Origin of the sequence: Thermobifida fusca NBRC 14071 = JCM 3263 (assembly GCF_001592045.1) — a bacterium.
Lineage (GTDB): Bacteria > Actinomycetota > Actinomycetes > Streptosporangiales > Streptosporangiaceae > Thermobifida > Thermobifida fusca.
On record NZ_BCWB01000018.1, the window covers coordinates 15,692 to 32,779 of the forward strand.

Below are 17,088 nucleotides of genomic sequence, written 5' to 3' on the forward strand. Positions count from 1 at the left end.
TCTCCTCCTTCTCCCATCAAACTCGCGCAAGGAGGCAGCGCTGAGCCCACTTCCTTGAGCTGCGCCCCTTTTCTCCTCCCCACAACTCCCCCACTACGTGGCGGTCGCCGCATCAGCTCACGAGCCGAGCGCCAGACGGCCCCATCGTGTGCGTGAGAGGGGCAACCGCGCCCAGCCGCTGCGGCAGTGGTGGTCATCCATGGTTGACTGCCTTCATGTCGAGGTCTTCCATATCTGCCCTGCCGCCGAGCTCTTCCGGTGGTATTTCGGACCCTCGTGGTGACCACCCATCGCTGTGGCGGGTGGCAGGTGATCCGCTTATCCCCGCCATCCGCGAGGGTGCGCTCTCCGGGTTTCGGGTTGCAGTGAAGGATCTCTTCGCGGTCGCCGGATACGCGATCGGAGCGGGAAACCCGACCTGGCTCCATGAAGCCCCGGTGGAAACAGACCACGCCCCGGCTGTTCGGGCCCTCCTGCACGCAGGGGCCGACATTGTGGGAATCGTGCAGACCGCTGAGTTCGCCTACGGTCTGACCGGCATCAACCAGCACTATGGGACACCGCCGAATCCCGCCTCCCCCGGTCGGGTTCCTGGAGGATCATCGAGCGGGTCAGCCAGCGCCGTCGCCCTCGGGCTGGCCGATATCGGCTTGGGAAGCGACACGGCAGGCTCGATCCGCATACCAGCCTCCTACTGTGGGCTGTGCAGTCTGCGCCCCACCCACGGCATGGTCCCCACTGCCGGAAGCATCGGGTTGGCTCCCTCTCTCGACACTGTCGGGTGGATCACCCGGACACCACGGCTGCTCAACCGAGTCTCTGACGTGCTTCTACCGCAGCGCTCCGCGCCACCGATCCGCCGACTCCTCTTGGCGGTCGACCTGTTTGATCTGGTTGAACCTGCGGTGCGGGACATGCTGGTGGACGAAGCCCACGAGTGGGCGCAGCAGACCGGTCTCCCCTTGCACCCTGTGGACTCCACCTGTGCTGCGCACCTGGAAGAGTGGGCGGAAGCGGTGGGCATCATCCAAGCCGTGGAGATGTGGCAGACTCACGGCCGCTGGCTGCGGGAGCACGCCGGCGCGGTGTCTTCCCTTGTCGCCGACGCCATCGCCGCTGGGGAAGCTATTCCCGAAGACTACCTGGAGTGGGCGCAGGAGACGGCCTGCCGCGGGCGGCGTCTCCTCGCTGAACTGGTTCCGCCCGACACCGCGCTGGTGCAGCCAGCAGCACCGACCACACCTCCCCCACCTGAGCAGGCCATGAGCGACCTCGACCTGCTCACAACGACCGTGATGTTCGTGTGCGCGGCGAGCATGGCGGGCTTGCCCGTACTCACTCTTCCCGGGGTGCGCACGTCGGCTGGCCCGATCGGGCTGAGTCTGCTCGCGGCTGCCGGAAGCGACCGTGCTCTCAGCGCTCTCGTCGCCGAACTTGAATAGTCGCCGAGGCGCGCAGGAGAAGCACGCGGATCTCGCGGCCACGATGCTGCCACCCGTGGGAAAGGCTCATCCGGTGGGTTTTCTGGTGTGCGGCTGGAAGGCCTGTTCCACGGGTGGCGTGCGGACGACCAGTTCCGGTGGCGGATACGGGGTCAGGCGCTGCGGGTCGGCCACGGAGTGGTGGGTTGGAGCACGGCTTCGCTCAGAGCCTGAGTGCGGAACTCTGTGATCTGCTGATATTCGGGGTCCTCAACCATACGGATGAATGCTTCCCGGCTGGGGTAGCGGACGAGCAGCACCGCGTCCCACGCTTGTCCTTCCTCAGCGACCAGGGGAGTAGCGCCGTCGCCGGCGTAGACCAGTTCAGCCCCGTACTTGTGGAGGATCTGGCGTGCCCGCCGAGTGTACTCCGCGTAGGAGGCTCGGCCTTCTGGGGCGAAGCGCAGCAGGTTGAGCATGACAATAGGGCCGCCGGGATCCTCGTCGAGGAAGCGGGCAAGGTCCGCGCGCGTGGGGTCAACTGCCATGGGGAGGGCTCCTTTGCTGTCAGGATGAAGGGCGGGTGGCCTTCTGGAGAAGGCAGTAGCCCCACCACTATGACATACCGCATGGTCGGTATGTATGGGTGCTGGGGCGGTTGGGTCCTTTCCGGCAGTAAGGAGCAGCCACCCCTGCCAGCGGAGGGATCCCATGCATGACGGAAAGCCCGCAGGGGAGATCTGCGTCGTTTCCCTCAGTTGTTCTCATCCGTCCCAGCGCCAGGAGCGGCTTCTTTGTAGGTCGCCGTAATGTACACGGTGACAGCGGCGAGAGCGGCGAGGCCAGCCCAGACAGCGAGAAGCACCCCGAAGCGTTCGAAGCTAGCGTCGACCATGAGCGCGGCGAAAAGGCCAGCGAGGAACAGTCCACCAGCCAGGCCGAGGGTGGCGGCCATGCCCCGGGTGGGTTTTGGTTCCGCGTGGCGGATCAGCCGCCACACGCACGTCACCATGACGAGCAAGGCGGGCGGCCCCGTCACCAGCGCGAAAGCGAGACTGCCTCCGATCACGTCGGTGGGGGCGTCGGTGGTCTCCTGGGTGGTGCCGTGGGCTGAGATCTCGGTGATGCGGCCCCGCCACAGGGTTCCGGTGACCTGTCCGCCTTCGTCTACTTTGAGGAGCACTGGTCCTTTGGAGGAGAAGTACGTCTCCCGTTCCGTGCCGTCCTCGGCGATGAGGACCGCACTGTTGTCCTTGTTTCTGGCGTTCGTCAGGTAGATGTCGGTGACAGTGAACTCCTGCTGCCAGATGCAGTCCGCAGGAGACTCGGGGGCAGCAGAGCAGGGTTGTGCCGCTTCATAGGCGTGGAGCTCCCTGTTGCCGTCGAGGATCGCCGCTCGAACGTGTCCGACAACGATCGCTATCAAGGCGGTGGAGAACAGCAGGACGATGATGCTTCTTGTGTGGCGGCGCAGCACCGTGTTCAGGGAGGAGGACACCCCTTAAGCATCTCACAAAATCCATTCCCCCTGTCATCTCCCCTGTGGTATGGCACGCACGGTGATTGTCATTGTGGTCATGAGGTGTCCTTAGTGTTTGTTTTCGGGGGTGGGGTGGTTGTTCCTGCGGAGATGATGAAGATAAACCTCGAACTTTACATCGTAGATTTCCTTATGGTGGGTGGGGGATACCACCGGCTCGTAGTGAAGCTCTGGGCGAGCGACCCCCGCCCCCACCGCCCGGGCGGCAAGATGCGCCGCCCCCACCGCCGACGCGCTCCGCAGCCGCACCGGACGTAACTCCACCCCTAACACGTTGGCGAGCAGTGCACGGAAACGCGGGTCTCGGCTCCCTCCCCCGGCAAGACGCACCACCGGCGGCAAGCCACCGGGAAGCATCATGGCGGCATGCCGGATCGTGAAAGCCACTCCTTCCACTGCGGCGCGCAGAACCGCTGTGCGGTCAGTGTCCAACCGCAGCCCTGCCAGCACTCCGGTCATCCCCAGCACGGGGGTGCGTTCCCCCGTCAAATGCGGCAGGAACACCACTCCCCCACGATCCGGCTCCTCCCCTGCCGCGGCATACACCTCCTCCCACGTTGCGCCCAGCAGGGTGCGCACCCACTCCACAACAACCCCGACATTCTGCACGGCAGCCATCCGATACCAGCCGGCACGTTCCGCGGTGCGGTAGACGTGAACGCCCGGCACCGGGCTGGGATCAGTAGTGGCCGCAACAATCTGCGCGCCGCTGCCCACGGTGAGCTGCGCCTGCTCCTCGCCCGCCGCGGTAGCTAAGAGCGCTGCCGGGGTGTCGCCCGCACCGACAGCCACGGGAGTCCCCGGATCCATCCCCAGTTCTGCGGCAGCGTCCCCGGTCAGGACCCCTGCGACGTCGTCGGAAGCCGCCAGCGGCGGCAGCAGGTCCGCGGGGAGCTGCGCGGCACGAAGTGCCGGCAGCGACCACGTGTCCGCGGGCACATCCCACAGCAGGGTCGCTGACGCGTCAGACGGATCGGTCGCAGCTTTCCCCGTCAACCGCAGCCGCAGCCAGTCCTTGGGCAGCAACGCCCACCGTGCCTCAGCCAACAGCCGTGGTTCATGGCGTGCTATCCACGCCAGCAGGGGACCGGTCATCCCCGGCACCAGCGGGTTAGCGAGCGCCTCCCGCTCGGTGTCGGCAAGCCCACGCCACGCGGCGAGCTCAGCCGCGGCACGCCGGTCCGCCCACAAGAGAGCGGAACGCAGCGGCGTCGCGTCCTCGCGGGCGAGAACCAGGCCGTGCATCTGCCCGTCCACCCCGACCGCCCTGATCCGAGGCTGCCCGGCAGCAGCGAGCGCCTGCCGCACCGCGGCCACCGTTGCCTCCCACCAGTCACCCGGATCGCTCTCCGCCCACCCCGGACGGGGTGAACGCACCGGGTAGGAGGCTTCGCCCTCCCCCACCACGGCGGACTCTGAGTCCACCACCACGACCTTGACCCCGCTGGTGCCCAAGTCCACGCCGAGCCATGCGTCCCGTGCCATTCCGACGCCTTCCCTTGTGCAGACGAGTCGATCAGATCGCCCTGCGGCGCTGCAGCCGGGTGAACGCCAGCCACCCTGGCAGCACCGGAAGCCAGAATGTCAGCAATCGGAACAACAACACTCCGGGCAAAGCGGCGGCCGCGGGAACCCCAGCGATTGCGGTCAACCCGCCGATGAGCGCCGCCTCAACAGCGCCCAGGCCGCCAGGAGACGGCGCTGCCGAGCCGAGCGCATTCCCCGCTAGGTAGACCATCCCGACCGCGGCCAGCGATGGGGTCGCATCAAACGCCAGGATGCTGGTGTACAGGCACAACACCAGGCTCACCGTGAGCAGCACAGTGCCGCCCATCCCCAGCACGAGACGGCTCGGATGCTGGACGAGATCAAGCAGGTGCGGCAGCACCCCGTGCAGGTGGGGGCGAAGCCGCCCCACTGCGGCGCGGCGCAGCCGCGGCACCGCGAGCACGGCCGCGGCCAACACAGAAAGCACCCCCACGACCAGCAGTAGCGTGAACGACGGAGAAAAATCGCCGGGATAGTCCATGTTCGACAGGTAGGCGCACACCACCAGCAGCGGCACTAGCGTCACCAGCCCTGCCACCTGGGACACACCCACCGCGGACACTGCCTGGGCGGTGCTGGCCCCTGCCCGGATCAGATAGCGGGTATTCAACGCCAACGATCCCACGCCTGCTGGAGTGGCGATACGCACGAAACACGAAGCGTACTGCACGAGCACGGTACGCCATAGCCGCAGTCGCACCGGCGAAAACCCGAGCAGCGCTACCGCGGGAGCCAGCACACACAGCAGCGACAACACCGCGGCCGCGCTCGTCCACCCCGGATCAGGGTCGCTGAGCGTATTCCAGGCCACCCCGGTGAGCTGGTAGACCAGGGCGAGCCCCACGACGGTCGCCACCGCGACCGTGACCACGGTCCGCGGCGGCATCCGCTCCAACTGCACTGGTTGAGCGGGGGCGTGCGGGACGACACGCACAATCTCCTGGCGCACTTCCCGCAACAGGTCGCGGTGGCCCCGTACTGCTTGCCGCAAGGGCGGGGGCAGGCCGACGCTCTGCAGGAACGGCAGGATGGCGGCGACCGCATCCGCACCCAGATTCCGGACCGCGGACTCTACCGAGCGGTACGGGCCCACGTGCAGCGCCAACGTCACGAGAAGAGCTGCCTGGTCCAACGAGAGTGCCCACGGTCCGGCGGCGATGCTCCCCGTGGACAAGGCTGTGAACGCGGCATGCCCGTCGGCGCGTTGCACGACAGTTCCGGGGCTGATGCCCCGGTGGGCGACCCGGTGGCGGTGCAGCAGTCGCAACTGCGCCCACACCTTGTCCACGAACTCGTCGGTGAGCTCGCTGTCCCCCAATTCCGTGAGTGGCCGCACTGCGACATGCTCCCGGACGAGAAAGGCTGCGGAAGGACCGAGCTCTCCCACAGCCAGCAGACGCGGCGTCGCCGCACCGGCCGCCGCGGCGGCATACTCCAGCAAAGCCGTGTGCTCCACCCGGTCCCGCAGGCTCCACAGCAAAGGCGGGGCTGCGGCGTTCCGCAGCACGATCCGGGAGAACAACCGCCGTACCACTCCGCTCGTCGGATCAGAGTCAAGAACCGTCACCTGCAGGCGGCGAGTAGCGGTCTCCGCCATAAAACACCGGTTGCCTTCCGAGTCAGTTCCCGCAAACGCCAGGCGCGACGGCTCCCAGCCGAGACGCTCCAGCTCGTACAGCAGCCGCCCCACCGCGAGCCGCGGAATACTCACCCCTATGGCGTAATTCGTCAACGACGCACACACCGCCCCCACCAGCAGAGTCAGGAGCAACGCGAGCGCGGTGGTGTAACCGGACAGCAGCACTGAGGCGGCTGTCACAGCGACACTCACTGCCATAGGACCGGTGACCCGAGGCAAGTGGACCGGGCGGGTGGCGTGCAGGTAGGCGAATGCCGCGGCGAGATAGGCGTGCAACGGGTTGCTGGCCGGGCCCCCCGCAGACGCGTTGAGGATCGTCGGTGTCTCCGCGCCGAGCAGGGCAGCAAACCCCAGGTTGAGTGCCACGGTCGTCCCGTAGCCGGCCCCGGCCGCAGTCAACACCCGCACCACGTGGCGTATGTCGCGGCGGATCAAGCGTTCCGCCACGATGATGCCGCCCAGCAGCAGCACGGCGAGGTTCGCGAGCCCAGCAGCAAGCCCGAACAGTGACGGCGGCAGCAGGGAACGCAGTTCTGCGGGATCGCCCACGGCTGACGGTTCAGCGGCGAGTGCGATCGCCAAGAGAACCATGACCAGTAGCGCGCCCCCGATCACCGCGACCATCAAATCGACCGGCCGCCGGGCGATGCCCCCCGTGGCATCCATCCTGGTTCTGCTGGTGCTCTCTGCCGCTTTCACGCTCTCTACCCTGCCCTGACAGCAGTCTGTTGTCGCGTTGCGCGGGTGGGAAAAGACCAACCCTGCTGGTGGGAGTACGTGCTCCGCGCGTTATCCACAGTCCGGAAAACTTGGTATCAACGTGCCATAGCGGAACGGCAGAATCACCCTAGGCGCACAAGCGGTAATCTCACCGAAAGCACGCTTTACGTCGCTTTCCCGGCAAGGAGAGACATGGTCACCTATGAGCAGGCGCTCGCGATCGCGGACGCGTGGCTCAACGGTTCCGCCCCTCCGGGGCAGCGCCTGGAGGTGCGGACCCACGAATTCGACCTGGGCTGGGTCGTTTGGGCCGTTCCCGCCGCTGTCACCCATGACCCGCTGCCCGGCTCGTCTCCCCCCGACGACGTCGGCAGCCCTTACGGGGTAGTAGACCGGCACACCGGTGAATTGAGCACCTGGCCGTCGACGTCGCTGGAGGAAGTGGTGCGGATGTACCGCGACAAGCATTCCGGCACCCACTTCCCCCACCCCTACGACCCTTCACTCCCCCCGATCGTCGGCCCCGGCAACACCGTGGTCTTCACCTACCGCGACGCGGGCGGAGACGAAATGTCCCTCAGCCGCTCCTCCGGTCCCGGCCTTCCCCCGCCGGAAATCCAAGTGTGGACAGAACTGCGGTGGATGGGGGTGCGACCCGAAGACGTCATTGCCATCCACTCCGACCTGTACCCTGCTGACCTGCCCGGCGGCTACCGCGGCCAGTTCCTACGCACCACCTTCGCTGACGCTGACCTGTCCTGTTCCCACGACTACGGGCCCACGCGAGTGGTCCGTGCCCAAGGCATGGCGGCGCTCCTCGACCACGCCGAGGCGGCGCACCGGCTTTCGGGGACCCCGCCGCTTCCCCGCCCCAACCGGATCCCGTTCCCTGCGGCACACCACGACGGCTCCCCCCTCGCCGACGACGTACTGGACCAGCTGCTCGCGGACACCCGTCTCCCCGTGCAGCGGTACGACGCCGATGCGGTGGCTGAAAGCGGACTTCCTGAAGCCACGCACGACGCGTTGACCCGGTTCGGGCTTCCCAGTCTTATCCCCCACTTCTTCGTCGCTGATCCCCCGCACCAGCCTCCTGCTGGCGGGCTGTTCTGCGACGCTGCCACCCACCTGCATGCTCGCGGCACCCCTGCATCCGATCCGACGCTGGCCGCCACCCTGGGCGAGTATGTACGTATCGGCAGTGACGGGGGCAGTGTGGTCGCGGTACGCCGCGCTGAACCGGATGCCGGCACGGTGTGGGCGATCGACATGCGCAGCGGTGCGACCCGCTACATCAATCGGTCAGTGGCGGACTTCAGCCACTGCCTCGTGGTGTTAGCGTACACCTTGCCGAAGATGCGCGGCCAAAACCCCTATGCCGCAGGCCAAACAGTTGCGAAGTTCCAGGAGACGCTGGCTGGCATCGACGGTTCCGTGTTTGCCGACCCCGAGCACTGGTGGGCGGTGATTGTCGAGCAGATGTGGGACGGTCTACTGTGAGCGGCTGCTATCCACGGAAGCTGTGCCTCGCATTGGGGTTCGCTGACTGAGCGGTTCTTCTCCCCTGCTTTGCGGCCGCGCTGTCCCCATGAACTTCCCGGCTCGACCCTGCCAGCAGCCCTCCGATAGCTATTGTGGTGAGTTCTTTCTCTGTCTGGCAGGTCGAAGCCGCCATCACGTCGTGAGGCGACGCTGGGCTCTTCTACCTCCGTGTCATCCGGGAACCGCCTTGACAACTGTGCTGCCTCACCAGGCAGGGCATAAATGCGTCCGGTCACCTGGTGTTTCTCACCCAGGTGCGGGCGTTTTTCAACAGTCCCGCGGGCGCGCCACTCCCCGCAACAGTGGGATCACCAGTGTCCGAAGGATCCCCGATCAACCCAGCCTTCAAGGAATAGCCGGAGTGGTCTCGACAACGCTGCTGACAGGCGGCATCAATGCTGCTTGCGTGGGGGCAAAGCGGTTGCAGGCGATCTCGATATCTTCGGCTTCCTGCCGCTGCTCTCCGTGACAGTGCTCCACCTCGGATCTACGTGCGCGGAGTCTGGCGCACACTCCGTTTAGTCTCGCTGGGACAGCCTGAGAAGCACGAAAATGCGCAGCGCTTTTCTTTCTCGAAAGAGAACTAAAGAAGCCGATTCACTACGTGCTGTTGAACCTGCTCTCAGCGAGGGAAGCCCTGTCATATGTTCCACTTAGTGGCAGTGTTCTCCTTCGTCACTTTCCAGGCGGACACGCTCCATCTTGAGCCTTCCTGACGTACCGTCCTGTGCTGCCCAGAGATGAAGCCTTGAGGCTACCCCCACCAGAAACTCTGACAATGTTTAGATTTTTCTTGACCTCTGAGTTAATTTCGGACGTGAAATAACACCTACTTCAGACACTTCACATCAAGGACACCTATCCCCAGGTTTGACTAATTACCTGCATTCTCTCCACGGATCAGGTGAGTTGCCGCTAATGTCACCTTCTGCTGTCTTGAGTACTTGGTGTTTCTCGCACGGAACTGCAGGAATGTTCGGGCCACTGCGCTTGTGGTTACTCCTGCGCTGCCCCTCAAGAGACTTCTGCCACAGCGGCTGCTCCCCCGAAGCCGCACTCAAGACAGGGAGCACCGATCTGGAGACCAGAGGACATACCCGGTTTCCAGCGAAAACAAGGCGTCAGATGGAGACTGCGTGGACGGCCAAGACCTCGTGGTGATCGCACTGTCCGGAGTCCAGCGATTCATCGAAGAATCCAGAAGCACCTCGGACCTGCGGGCAGGCAGCCGAATCATCGCTGAGCTCACCGAACAAGCCGTGTCCGTGTGCCAGGAGTCCGCTGCCGAACTCGTCTTCCCCGCCCCGAGCAAGAAAAGGAAAGACGTGGGAATGCCTAACCGGGTGGTGGCACTCGCCCCCGCAGGGCAGGGGACGACACTTGCTCAGCGAGCCACCGCACGGGTGAATGAGAAGTGGAAGGAGTGGTTGCAAAAGACTCTTGGCCGTATCGAAGAAACCCCCGGTATGCCCGCCGTGACGTGGGCCGTAGCTCCCCCACGGCCAGGCGGCTACCCCGAACAGTGGAAAGAAGCCCAACGTCGCCTAGCCGCACGCAAACAGGTCCGGAACTTCACCGCCCTGGAGGCACGCAACGGCCCCTGCCAGCTGAGTCCTCACTGGCCCGCGACCACGAAGCCACCGAAAGGTCTTCCCTCTTTTGAGCGTGACACGCTGAGCGCTGCCAACTGGCTGAAACGCAAGCTTGGCCGCCCCAATGATAAGGAGAGCGTGTCACCTTACGGGATCCCCTCGACCTACGGGATCGCGTCGGCCCCATTCCGCATCGAAGTTCTGAAAAATATCAACGATCCGGATGTAACTGAACAGGTGGACTACTTGCATCAAGTAGTCCAGGACGAAGATACGGGCATACATATCCCCAACTGGCCACTGCCAGGCATGCCGAAACCTCAGGGAGAATTAGCCCAGTGGCTGTGGCGGCACGGAGGACAGTGGGTTTACACAGACTCATGGTCCGCAGAGTCGCTGGCCCGCGAATTCAGGAAGCCGACTTCTGGAGAAGCATTCGACAACTTCTCCAGAACAGTAGAGATAGGCCGTATTGCTGCCGCTGATCTTCAAAAGATCATGCGGGACAAGTTCCAGGTAGCGCCTCCCTCCTCCTACCTGGCGATTCTTGTCCAAGACCTGGACGGCATGGGCTCCTACCTCTCCGAGGAAAAGAACCTGTCGCACAAGCGGCACACCGAAATTTCTGACCAGTTGCGGAGAGTCGCTGAAAGGCAGACAGAACTGCTGCACGACTCGGCGCTGCTGGGCGTTGCAGTCTATGCCGGCGGAGACGACCTGCTGGCGTTCCTTCCCGCAGCGACAGCCCTTGCGGGGGCACGCGCCTGCAGACAGGCAGTCACCGAAGTATCCCCGGAACTGCCCACGGCGAGCAGTGCCTTACTGTTCTTCCACCGCAAATACCCGTTGCGGCTCGCCTTGGCCGCGAGCCGGGAAGCCCTGGCTGCCGCCAAAAACGTTCCTGGAAAGAACGCTCTCGCCGTGAGCTACCTGCGCCGCTCCGGAACCCAGGAAACATACGTCCAGAAATGGGCTCTTCCTGACCACAACGATCCCGAGGCCTTGGTGTGTGACCGCCTGTCCCTCTTCACCAGGAGTGAGACGGGAGCACGGCTATCCCCCAGGCTACTGCGGGACCTGGAACGCGACAGTCACGCCCTATGCACGCTCAGTCTGGACCTCTTTACCGCTGAGCTCCAGCGCCTCGTCCACCGGCATACTCTCGCGCCCACCAGCGAGCAACAAAAAGCATTTGCCCTCAAGGCTGCAGAGCAGCTCCGCCTTCTGGGACGGCCCACCAGCGCCCTAGAAGACTCAGAAAAGATTTCCGAACAATCACTGATCGCGGCGGCTCGAGTCGCAGTGTTCTTGCGTCAGGAGTGCCGATGAGCACAGGCCAAGCAGACAACGCCACCACATGGATAGCCTTCGAGCCCCATGACACCGTCCACGTACGAGACGGTCGACAGTTCAGTTCCCGAGACAGCAACACGGCCCTGGCAGAGACCGTCATTCCCCGACCCAGCACCATTGCCGGGGCGGCCGCCAGCGCCTACGGCGGCGACCTGACGGCTGTGCGTGGCCCCATCCTCGGTAAGCAGAACCCTGACGGGAGGTGGTGCCCCTACTTTCCTGTCCCCTCAGACATCGTGGTGGTGGAAGGCAAAGAAACCACAGCGCAGGAAAGGGCCTACTACCGGCTTGTCAAAGGATCCGCCGTAGACGGGACCGATCTCGCCCACGTCCCTGGCGCCCCCGAGTCCTTGCTGGAGCTCCCTCCACAGGTCACGGCCAAAGCAGAGCCGCTCCAAGGCTGGATCTCCAGCGAAGGCCTGTCGTCCTACCTCAACGGCACGCTGTTCCAGGACTCCACTGTGGCATCCGACTACCTGGAGACCATGCTGGCCGGCGAGGAACCGCTCGTGCCCGAACACCGGATCGGCATCGCTCTTCAGGACCGGCGGATACGCTCGGGATACCTGTACCACGCCACCCACCTGCGTCCTCGCGATGGGTGGGTTTTCCTCGCCGAGGTCGTTCCGCACCCGGAACGGCCGAAACCGGAGCACACCACAGTGACGCTGGGGGGAATCTCCCGGCTTGCCGAGGTCGCCGAACTCCCGGCCGGCTCTGTGGCGTGGCCGTCAAGGCCTGCTTCCTTCCCCGGCGGGCGAATGCTGCTGTATGTGGCCACACCCGCGTTGTGGCACGACGGCTGGCGTCCACCTCTTCCACCGGAAGCCACTCTCGTAGCAGCGGCTGTAGGCAGTCCACTCCCCGTGGCCACTGCATCACCCAAACGAGGGTTCTTCCGTACCCGTACCCTGCGCTGGGCGGTCCCACCCGGCTCGGTCTACCTCCTGCACTTCCCTGATGAGGAGACCGCTGCCGCCGTTGCATCCTCCTGGCATGGCCGGGCCCTTGCCCCTTCCGCTGACTGGATCCATACCCACGAAGGCGATCATCCGCCGACTGATGCACCCCCGCTCCACACTGCTGGATTCGGAGTCGTCCTCACAGGAGTCTGGACATGACCGCTTTTCTGCTGTACCTGTACGCGGAATCCCCGCTGCATGCCGGCGCCGCAGCCAGCGACGGCGTCCTCGACCTGCCGATTCAACGAGAAAGCAGCACCAACTATCCGCTCATCTGGGGGCAGAGCCTCAAGGGTGCGCTGCGGCAGACCGCCCGCGACGCTGGCTGGAGCGAAGACACCTTGAAGGAGGTGTTCGGATCCGAGCCAGGCGAAGGAGAAGAAACCACCCCTGGAAAACTCGCAGTGGGCGATGCTCAACTTGTTGCGCTTCCGGTCCCCACCTTGCGCCGCTCCTTTGCCTGGGTCACTTCCCGGCTTGCTCTCAGCCGTCTGGCCCGCAAATACGCCATCATCAACGGCCCCCACGTCGTGCTTCCTGAAGTCCCCAACCCCGCCGACGGGGAGGGCTCCTGCGGTCGAGGGTTCTGGGGCGGGGAAACGCCGGAGGTGCTCGGCCCATGCCTCATCAAGCTTCACAATCCTCGTGGAGGCGGTGACGCCCCTGATCCCGTCACTGACTGGGCACGGCTCTTGGCTGCCGACGCTATTGGCGACGCCCCCCATTTGCGCCCTTTCGCTAGCAAACTCGCAGAAGACCTGCTGGTTGTCGGCTCCGAGCCGATGTCTGTTCTCCTGCGCGAGTGCACCGAGTTCGCGGTACGGGTCCAACTCCACCGTCAACAGAAGCTGGTTCAAAACGGTCCCTTCGTCAGCGAATACCTCCCTGCCGAAACGATTCTCGCCTCCGTGCTGACCCTGCGTGGGAAATACGCTCCGGAAGAAGTCCAGCAGCTGCGGGACCTGGTGAACCATTCCCTCCTCCAAGTGGGCGGAGACGAAACCCTCGGCAAAGGGCTGGTGTGGACCCGGATCGTCGAAGGAGAACGCAATGGCTGAGCGAGTAGACCAGCAGATGGCCGCCCAAGCGGAGAAAGTCATCGGGCCTTTGGTGACCGACCCGCAACTCGCCCAGCGCATCCGTACCCGGATGCGCCAATTCCCGATGCGGCTGCGCTCTTCAGGTTTGGTTGCTGCGTTCGCATTCGCTGAAAGCAAAAGCGGAAGCGCCGACCCCCTCGAGCAGGCCTATAGCCGACTGTGCAAGGCCATCATCGAGCACGCTGCTAAACGTAAGCTTCTCCCTGGCCTCACCCCCCAGTCCACCCCCCGCGAATTCCTGGACGTGCTCACCAAAGCGGACCTTCCCACCCATAGTCGACTCAGCGCCGAAATCGACCTGCTCGCCGGATGGCTCAGCCGAATCGCAGAAGCCCGCTACGGCAAACTGGCGGCCGCTGCTACGGAGCACGCCAACCAGGAAAACCCCGGCGAGTCCGCTGACAGCGATACGGGAGAGGAGCGAGAATGACCTTTCCCCACGGTCGACGGGGAGCTCAGGACACCTTCTCGCAGGAAGAACCGAAAGAAATCCTGTGCGTCTCCTACTCTGGGGCGATAGGCCGAGTCCTCTGCGGAAGAGTGACCCAGAAGCCAGACAGTGCGCAGGATGCCCACCATTGCAAGAGCGTCTCGCCGAAATACGTCAAAAAAATCCGCTACGATCAGCGCTCTACGCTCGACGCTTCCGCGAATTCGCTGATCATCCTGCGACGTTTAGCTATCAGCGACGTCTCTCCCCCCACCGCGGATGCGCGCCCCGAGGATCCCGTGCTCGGCTGGGCAAGCGAGTACTGCCTCGGCTACCAGAAGGAGTGGGCACAGGCAGTTGAGCAACGCCGCGCGCACGCTCTAAGCATTCTCAACGCCCGAAAACGGCACATCTACCGGGTGGAACTGACCGCAGACTGGCGCTTCGTGACCGGACTAGGAGAGCAGACCGGAGACCACGAATTCGGGCTCAGCCTGCACGGCACCTACGGTTGGCCGCTCATCCCCGCTTCCACACTCAAAGGAGCCGCAGCGGCCTGGGCTTCTCGGCAAAAGGTTCCCTCTGAACTCTACACATTGGTCTTCGGGCCCCTGCCCTCCCCTGAAGACGAGGAGGACCGAGACAACCCCCGGTGCGGAGTGCGTTTCTTTGACGCCCTTCCCCTATCCGATCCCCGTAACCACCGCAAAGGTCTGCGCGTCCATAGTGATGTGATCACCCCGCACCAGCACGCCTACCACACCGATCAGTCCGCGGAACCGTGCGCCCCCGGGGAACACCATCAGCCTGTGCCGCTGCCTTTCCTCTCCCTCAGCGGTACTTTCGTCACTCACCTCATCGGGGAGGACCCCGACCTCACCGCCAAGGCAGCTGACTGGCTCAAGCAGGCTTGTGAAGAGTACGGAATCGGTGCACGCACCACGGCAGGCTACGGCTACTTCACCGTCAACATCACCGATCAATGGGACTCCCCGTGACCTTCTCTCCGGGCCACACCACGGTCATCCCGCTGAAGCACGTGGCGGACGCTTGCCGCGCGGGCATATTTCGGTCTCCCATCAGCGATCCTCGTGTGGTGGGACACAGTAGCGGAGCCCTACCCGCTGGCGCCGTCCTGAGGTGTCCACCTGTGCTGGCAGGGTTGGCCAGTTGCGACGAAACTGGCCAACCCTGCCAGCGCCAGCATGCCGGATGTCTCGAGCATTCCTTGTTCACCGCGCTGATCGTGTCTGCTCCGCAGCCCTGTTTTCCGTGCCTTGGTCTCGGCCTCTGAGCGAGTCTTCGCGTACCTCGGCACACGCATCAGCGCGGCAAACATTCGTTAAGGAGCACACTCATGTCTTGGATCACCCTGCGCCTACGTGTCACCACCCCGCTGTTCAACGGACATGACGACGAACCTCTCCGAGTCAGTTCCCTGCGGGGAGCCATGCGCTACTGGTTCCGCGCACTCGCCGGAACCAAGGTCGGCCCCAGTATTCGGACTCTGCGTCGCCTCGAAGACGAAGTTTTCGGCAGCACCACCAATCCATCCCCGGTACGGATGCGACTGGGCAAACTGCCCCAAACCCGCAGGAATCCCTGCCTTTCGTTCCTTGACTCGACACGGTTTCCTGACCAGCTGCGGAAAGAACCCGCCATCGGCTATCTGATGGGGCAAGGCCTCGGCACCATCGTCAAAGGCAGGTACCAGATCACCCGCCCCTACGTATTCCCAGACCACAAATACTTCGAACTCAAGATGGCTCTGTCGGAGGACTCTCGCATCAACGCCCTCACCCTGGCGTCACTGTGGATGGTGTGCGCCTACGGTGGGGTGGGGTCCCGTGTCCGGCGTGGTTTCGGCAAGATACGCATCATTGGAGCGACTCTCCACGACCAAAAATCGGTTACTCCCTGGACAGAGTCGTCACTTCAAACTCCAGGTCTCACTCATTACAAGGAGCTAGACGATCGGCAACGACTGCAGCCCATTGGCCCTCTCGATGACTGCCTGGAGCCCATCGATGACCTGCTCAAGCAGATAGGCGCCCCTGATGAGGCTCGCCCTTGGCGTGACGACGAGATACCTACCTATCCAGTGTTCAGCAGTAAGTGGACGTGCGCCGGGCTCAGCGCCTATTCCGCTTCTTCATGGGCAGAACTGCTGGCCCACGTCGGGCGGCAGTACCGGCTGTCACGGGCGACAGCCGACAACAGCGCTTCCAGGACCAACTACTGGCCCAAAGTCAAAACCCCAGAACGGGACGCTGTCCTCCACGGAAACTCCAACCGCTTCCCCCTAGGCGCCCTAGGCTTGCCTGTGGTCTACAGCAAAGACAAAGTGACCGTGGGTGAACGCCGTGCCTCCCCCTTGTGGATGCATCCCGTTATGGAGGATGGAGAATGGCGGCTGTTCTCATTCGCCTTCCACAACACTTTCCTCCCGGCGGAGACAGAAGTTCGGCTCAGCGGAAAAATTCGCAAGAGTGTCATCATCACGGACGATGATGTTGTGAACCGCACCAGTGACTGGATTCAGCACATGCGACACGATCCGGCCCCCTACCGTCTCCCTGGAGAAGAAGGCTAACTGTGCCGTGAAAATCCGTGTCCCTGCTCTGCAGGAGCTAGGCGAATTGGCTGGATCTACTAGCTAAGCGCTTAGCGTAAACGAATGCTGCTTCGGGGCAGGCAGGCCTCTCACCCCGGCAGAAGGTGGAAGCCCAACAACAGGGATGTTGCGGGATCCAAGGGTGTCGGTTCTCCAGAAACGGAGTGCTGTCACACACCTCGCCATCACACAGGGCACACTCACGGTCTGCACGCCCCGAACGCTTCCTTGTTCTGTGGTCCCCCCAAGCCTGATCATCGCAGGATCCATGTCCACACCAGCCTGAACATGGTGCTATGACACTTGGGAGCTTTGGGAGTTCCTCGCATCAAAGAGAGGAGCCAGCGTATCCTCTCCCTCCTTGTACTCTCCCGCAGGCATTCGACCAACCAGAGAGCCAAGCGTTGACGTACAACACCTCGTTGATACGCGGTGTATGAAAACTCAGTGGCGCTTCAGAGAGATCCTCATAGAAGAGTTGAATCCGCCTCAGCTCTTCACCCGATCGCTTTTTCCAAACTTTTGCAACCAAGTCGTCGTTTAGGGCGTAGGCGGCGCCCTCCATTCCTACTGCCAGCCCCACAGCATTGGGTTAGCCTTGGGACTTGAAATAGCGGATCCATATCT

General features: G+C 63.8%; 12 protein-coding genes. 8 read left to right on the forward strand and 4 right to left on the reverse strand.

The features are described from left to right. Nucleotides 1-215 precede the first annotated feature (215 nt). Nucleotides 216-1,442 carry an amidase family protein gene (locus TF1_RS04190; protein ID WP_218016128.1) on the forward strand — a complete coding sequence of 409 codons (1,227 nt, stop codon included), beginning with the start codon at nucleotides 216-218 and terminating at the stop codon, nucleotides 1,440-1,442. 152 nt (nucleotides 1,443-1,594) lie between these two features. Here the strand turns inward: TF1_RS04190 and TF1_RS04195 are convergent, their stop codons facing one another. From TF1_RS04195 to TF1_RS04210, 4 genes are all read right to left on the reverse strand, one after another. Beyond that, entirely contained in the window at nucleotides 1,595-1,969 is a 375-nt protein-coding gene (locus TF1_RS04195) for a DUF1330 domain-containing protein (RefSeq protein ID WP_011292004.1), read from the reverse strand. A gap of 206 nt (nucleotides 1,970-2,175) precedes the next feature. Beyond that, entirely contained in the window at nucleotides 2,176-2,919 is a 744-nt protein-coding gene (locus TF1_RS04200; protein WP_011292005.1) for a hypothetical protein, read from the reverse strand. A 90-nt stretch (nucleotides 2,920-3,009) separates the two neighbouring features. Then, a complete protein-coding gene (locus tag TF1_RS04205; protein ID WP_016188712.1) occupies nucleotides 3,010-4,446 on the reverse strand; it encodes a xylulokinase in 1,437 nt (478 codons plus the stop codon). Nucleotides 4,447-4,477: 31 nt separating this feature from the next. Then, nucleotides 4,478-6,814: a lysylphosphatidylglycerol synthase transmembrane domain-containing protein gene (locus tag TF1_RS04210; RefSeq protein ID WP_082797690.1), complete on the reverse strand. Its 2,337-nt coding sequence runs from the start codon at nucleotides 6,812-6,814 to the stop codon at nucleotides 4,478-4,480. Between the two features lie 246 nt (nucleotides 6,815-7,060). Between TF1_RS04210 and TF1_RS04215 the strand changes: the two genes are divergently transcribed. The 7 genes from TF1_RS04215 (at nucleotide 7,061) to cmr1 (ending at nucleotide 16,440) form a co-directional block, all read left to right on the forward strand. Continuing rightward, entirely contained in the window at nucleotides 7,061-8,368 is a 1,308-nt protein-coding gene (locus TF1_RS04215) for an SUKH-4 family immunity protein (protein WP_061783649.1), read from the forward strand. Nucleotides 8,369-9,567: 1,199 nt separating this feature from the next. Next, complete coding sequence (gene cas10, locus TF1_RS04220) at nucleotides 9,568-11,331, forward strand: type III-B CRISPR-associated protein Cas10/Cmr2 (protein ID WP_255266139.1); 1,764 nt, start codon at nucleotides 9,568-9,570, stop codon at nucleotides 11,329-11,331. Next, nucleotides 11,328-12,476 carry a type III-B CRISPR module-associated Cmr3 family protein gene (locus TF1_RS04225; protein WP_061783651.1) on the forward strand — a complete coding sequence of 383 codons (1,149 nt, stop codon included), beginning with the start codon at nucleotides 11,328-11,330 and terminating at the stop codon, nucleotides 12,474-12,476. Before cas10 ends, TF1_RS04225 begins: the two co-directional genes overlap by 4 nt. After that, nucleotides 12,473-13,375: a type III-B CRISPR module RAMP protein Cmr4 gene (gene cmr4, locus TF1_RS04230; protein ID WP_061783652.1), complete on the forward strand. Its 903-nt coding sequence runs from the start codon at nucleotides 12,473-12,475 to the stop codon at nucleotides 13,373-13,375. Before TF1_RS04225 ends, cmr4 begins: the two co-directional genes overlap by 4 nt. Beyond that, nucleotides 13,368-13,847, forward strand: a complete 480-nt coding sequence (locus TF1_RS04235) for a type III-B CRISPR module-associated protein Cmr5 (protein WP_011292012.1) — start codon at nucleotides 13,368-13,370, stop codon at nucleotides 13,845-13,847. The genes cmr4 and TF1_RS04235 overlap by 8 nt, the downstream gene beginning before the upstream one ends. Nucleotides 13,848-13,957: 110 nt before the next feature. Further along, entirely contained in the window at nucleotides 13,958-14,845 is an 888-nt protein-coding gene (gene cmr6, locus TF1_RS04240) for a type III-B CRISPR module RAMP protein Cmr6 (protein WP_255266137.1), read from the forward strand. Nucleotides 14,846-15,204: 359 nt separating this feature from the next. Further along, on the forward strand, nucleotides 15,205-16,440 hold the full coding sequence (cmr1, locus tag TF1_RS04245) for a type III-B CRISPR module RAMP protein Cmr1 (RefSeq protein WP_061783654.1): 1,236 nt from the start codon (nucleotides 15,205-15,207) through the stop codon (nucleotides 16,438-16,440). The last annotated feature ends 648 nt before the right edge of the window (nucleotides 16,441-17,088 follow it).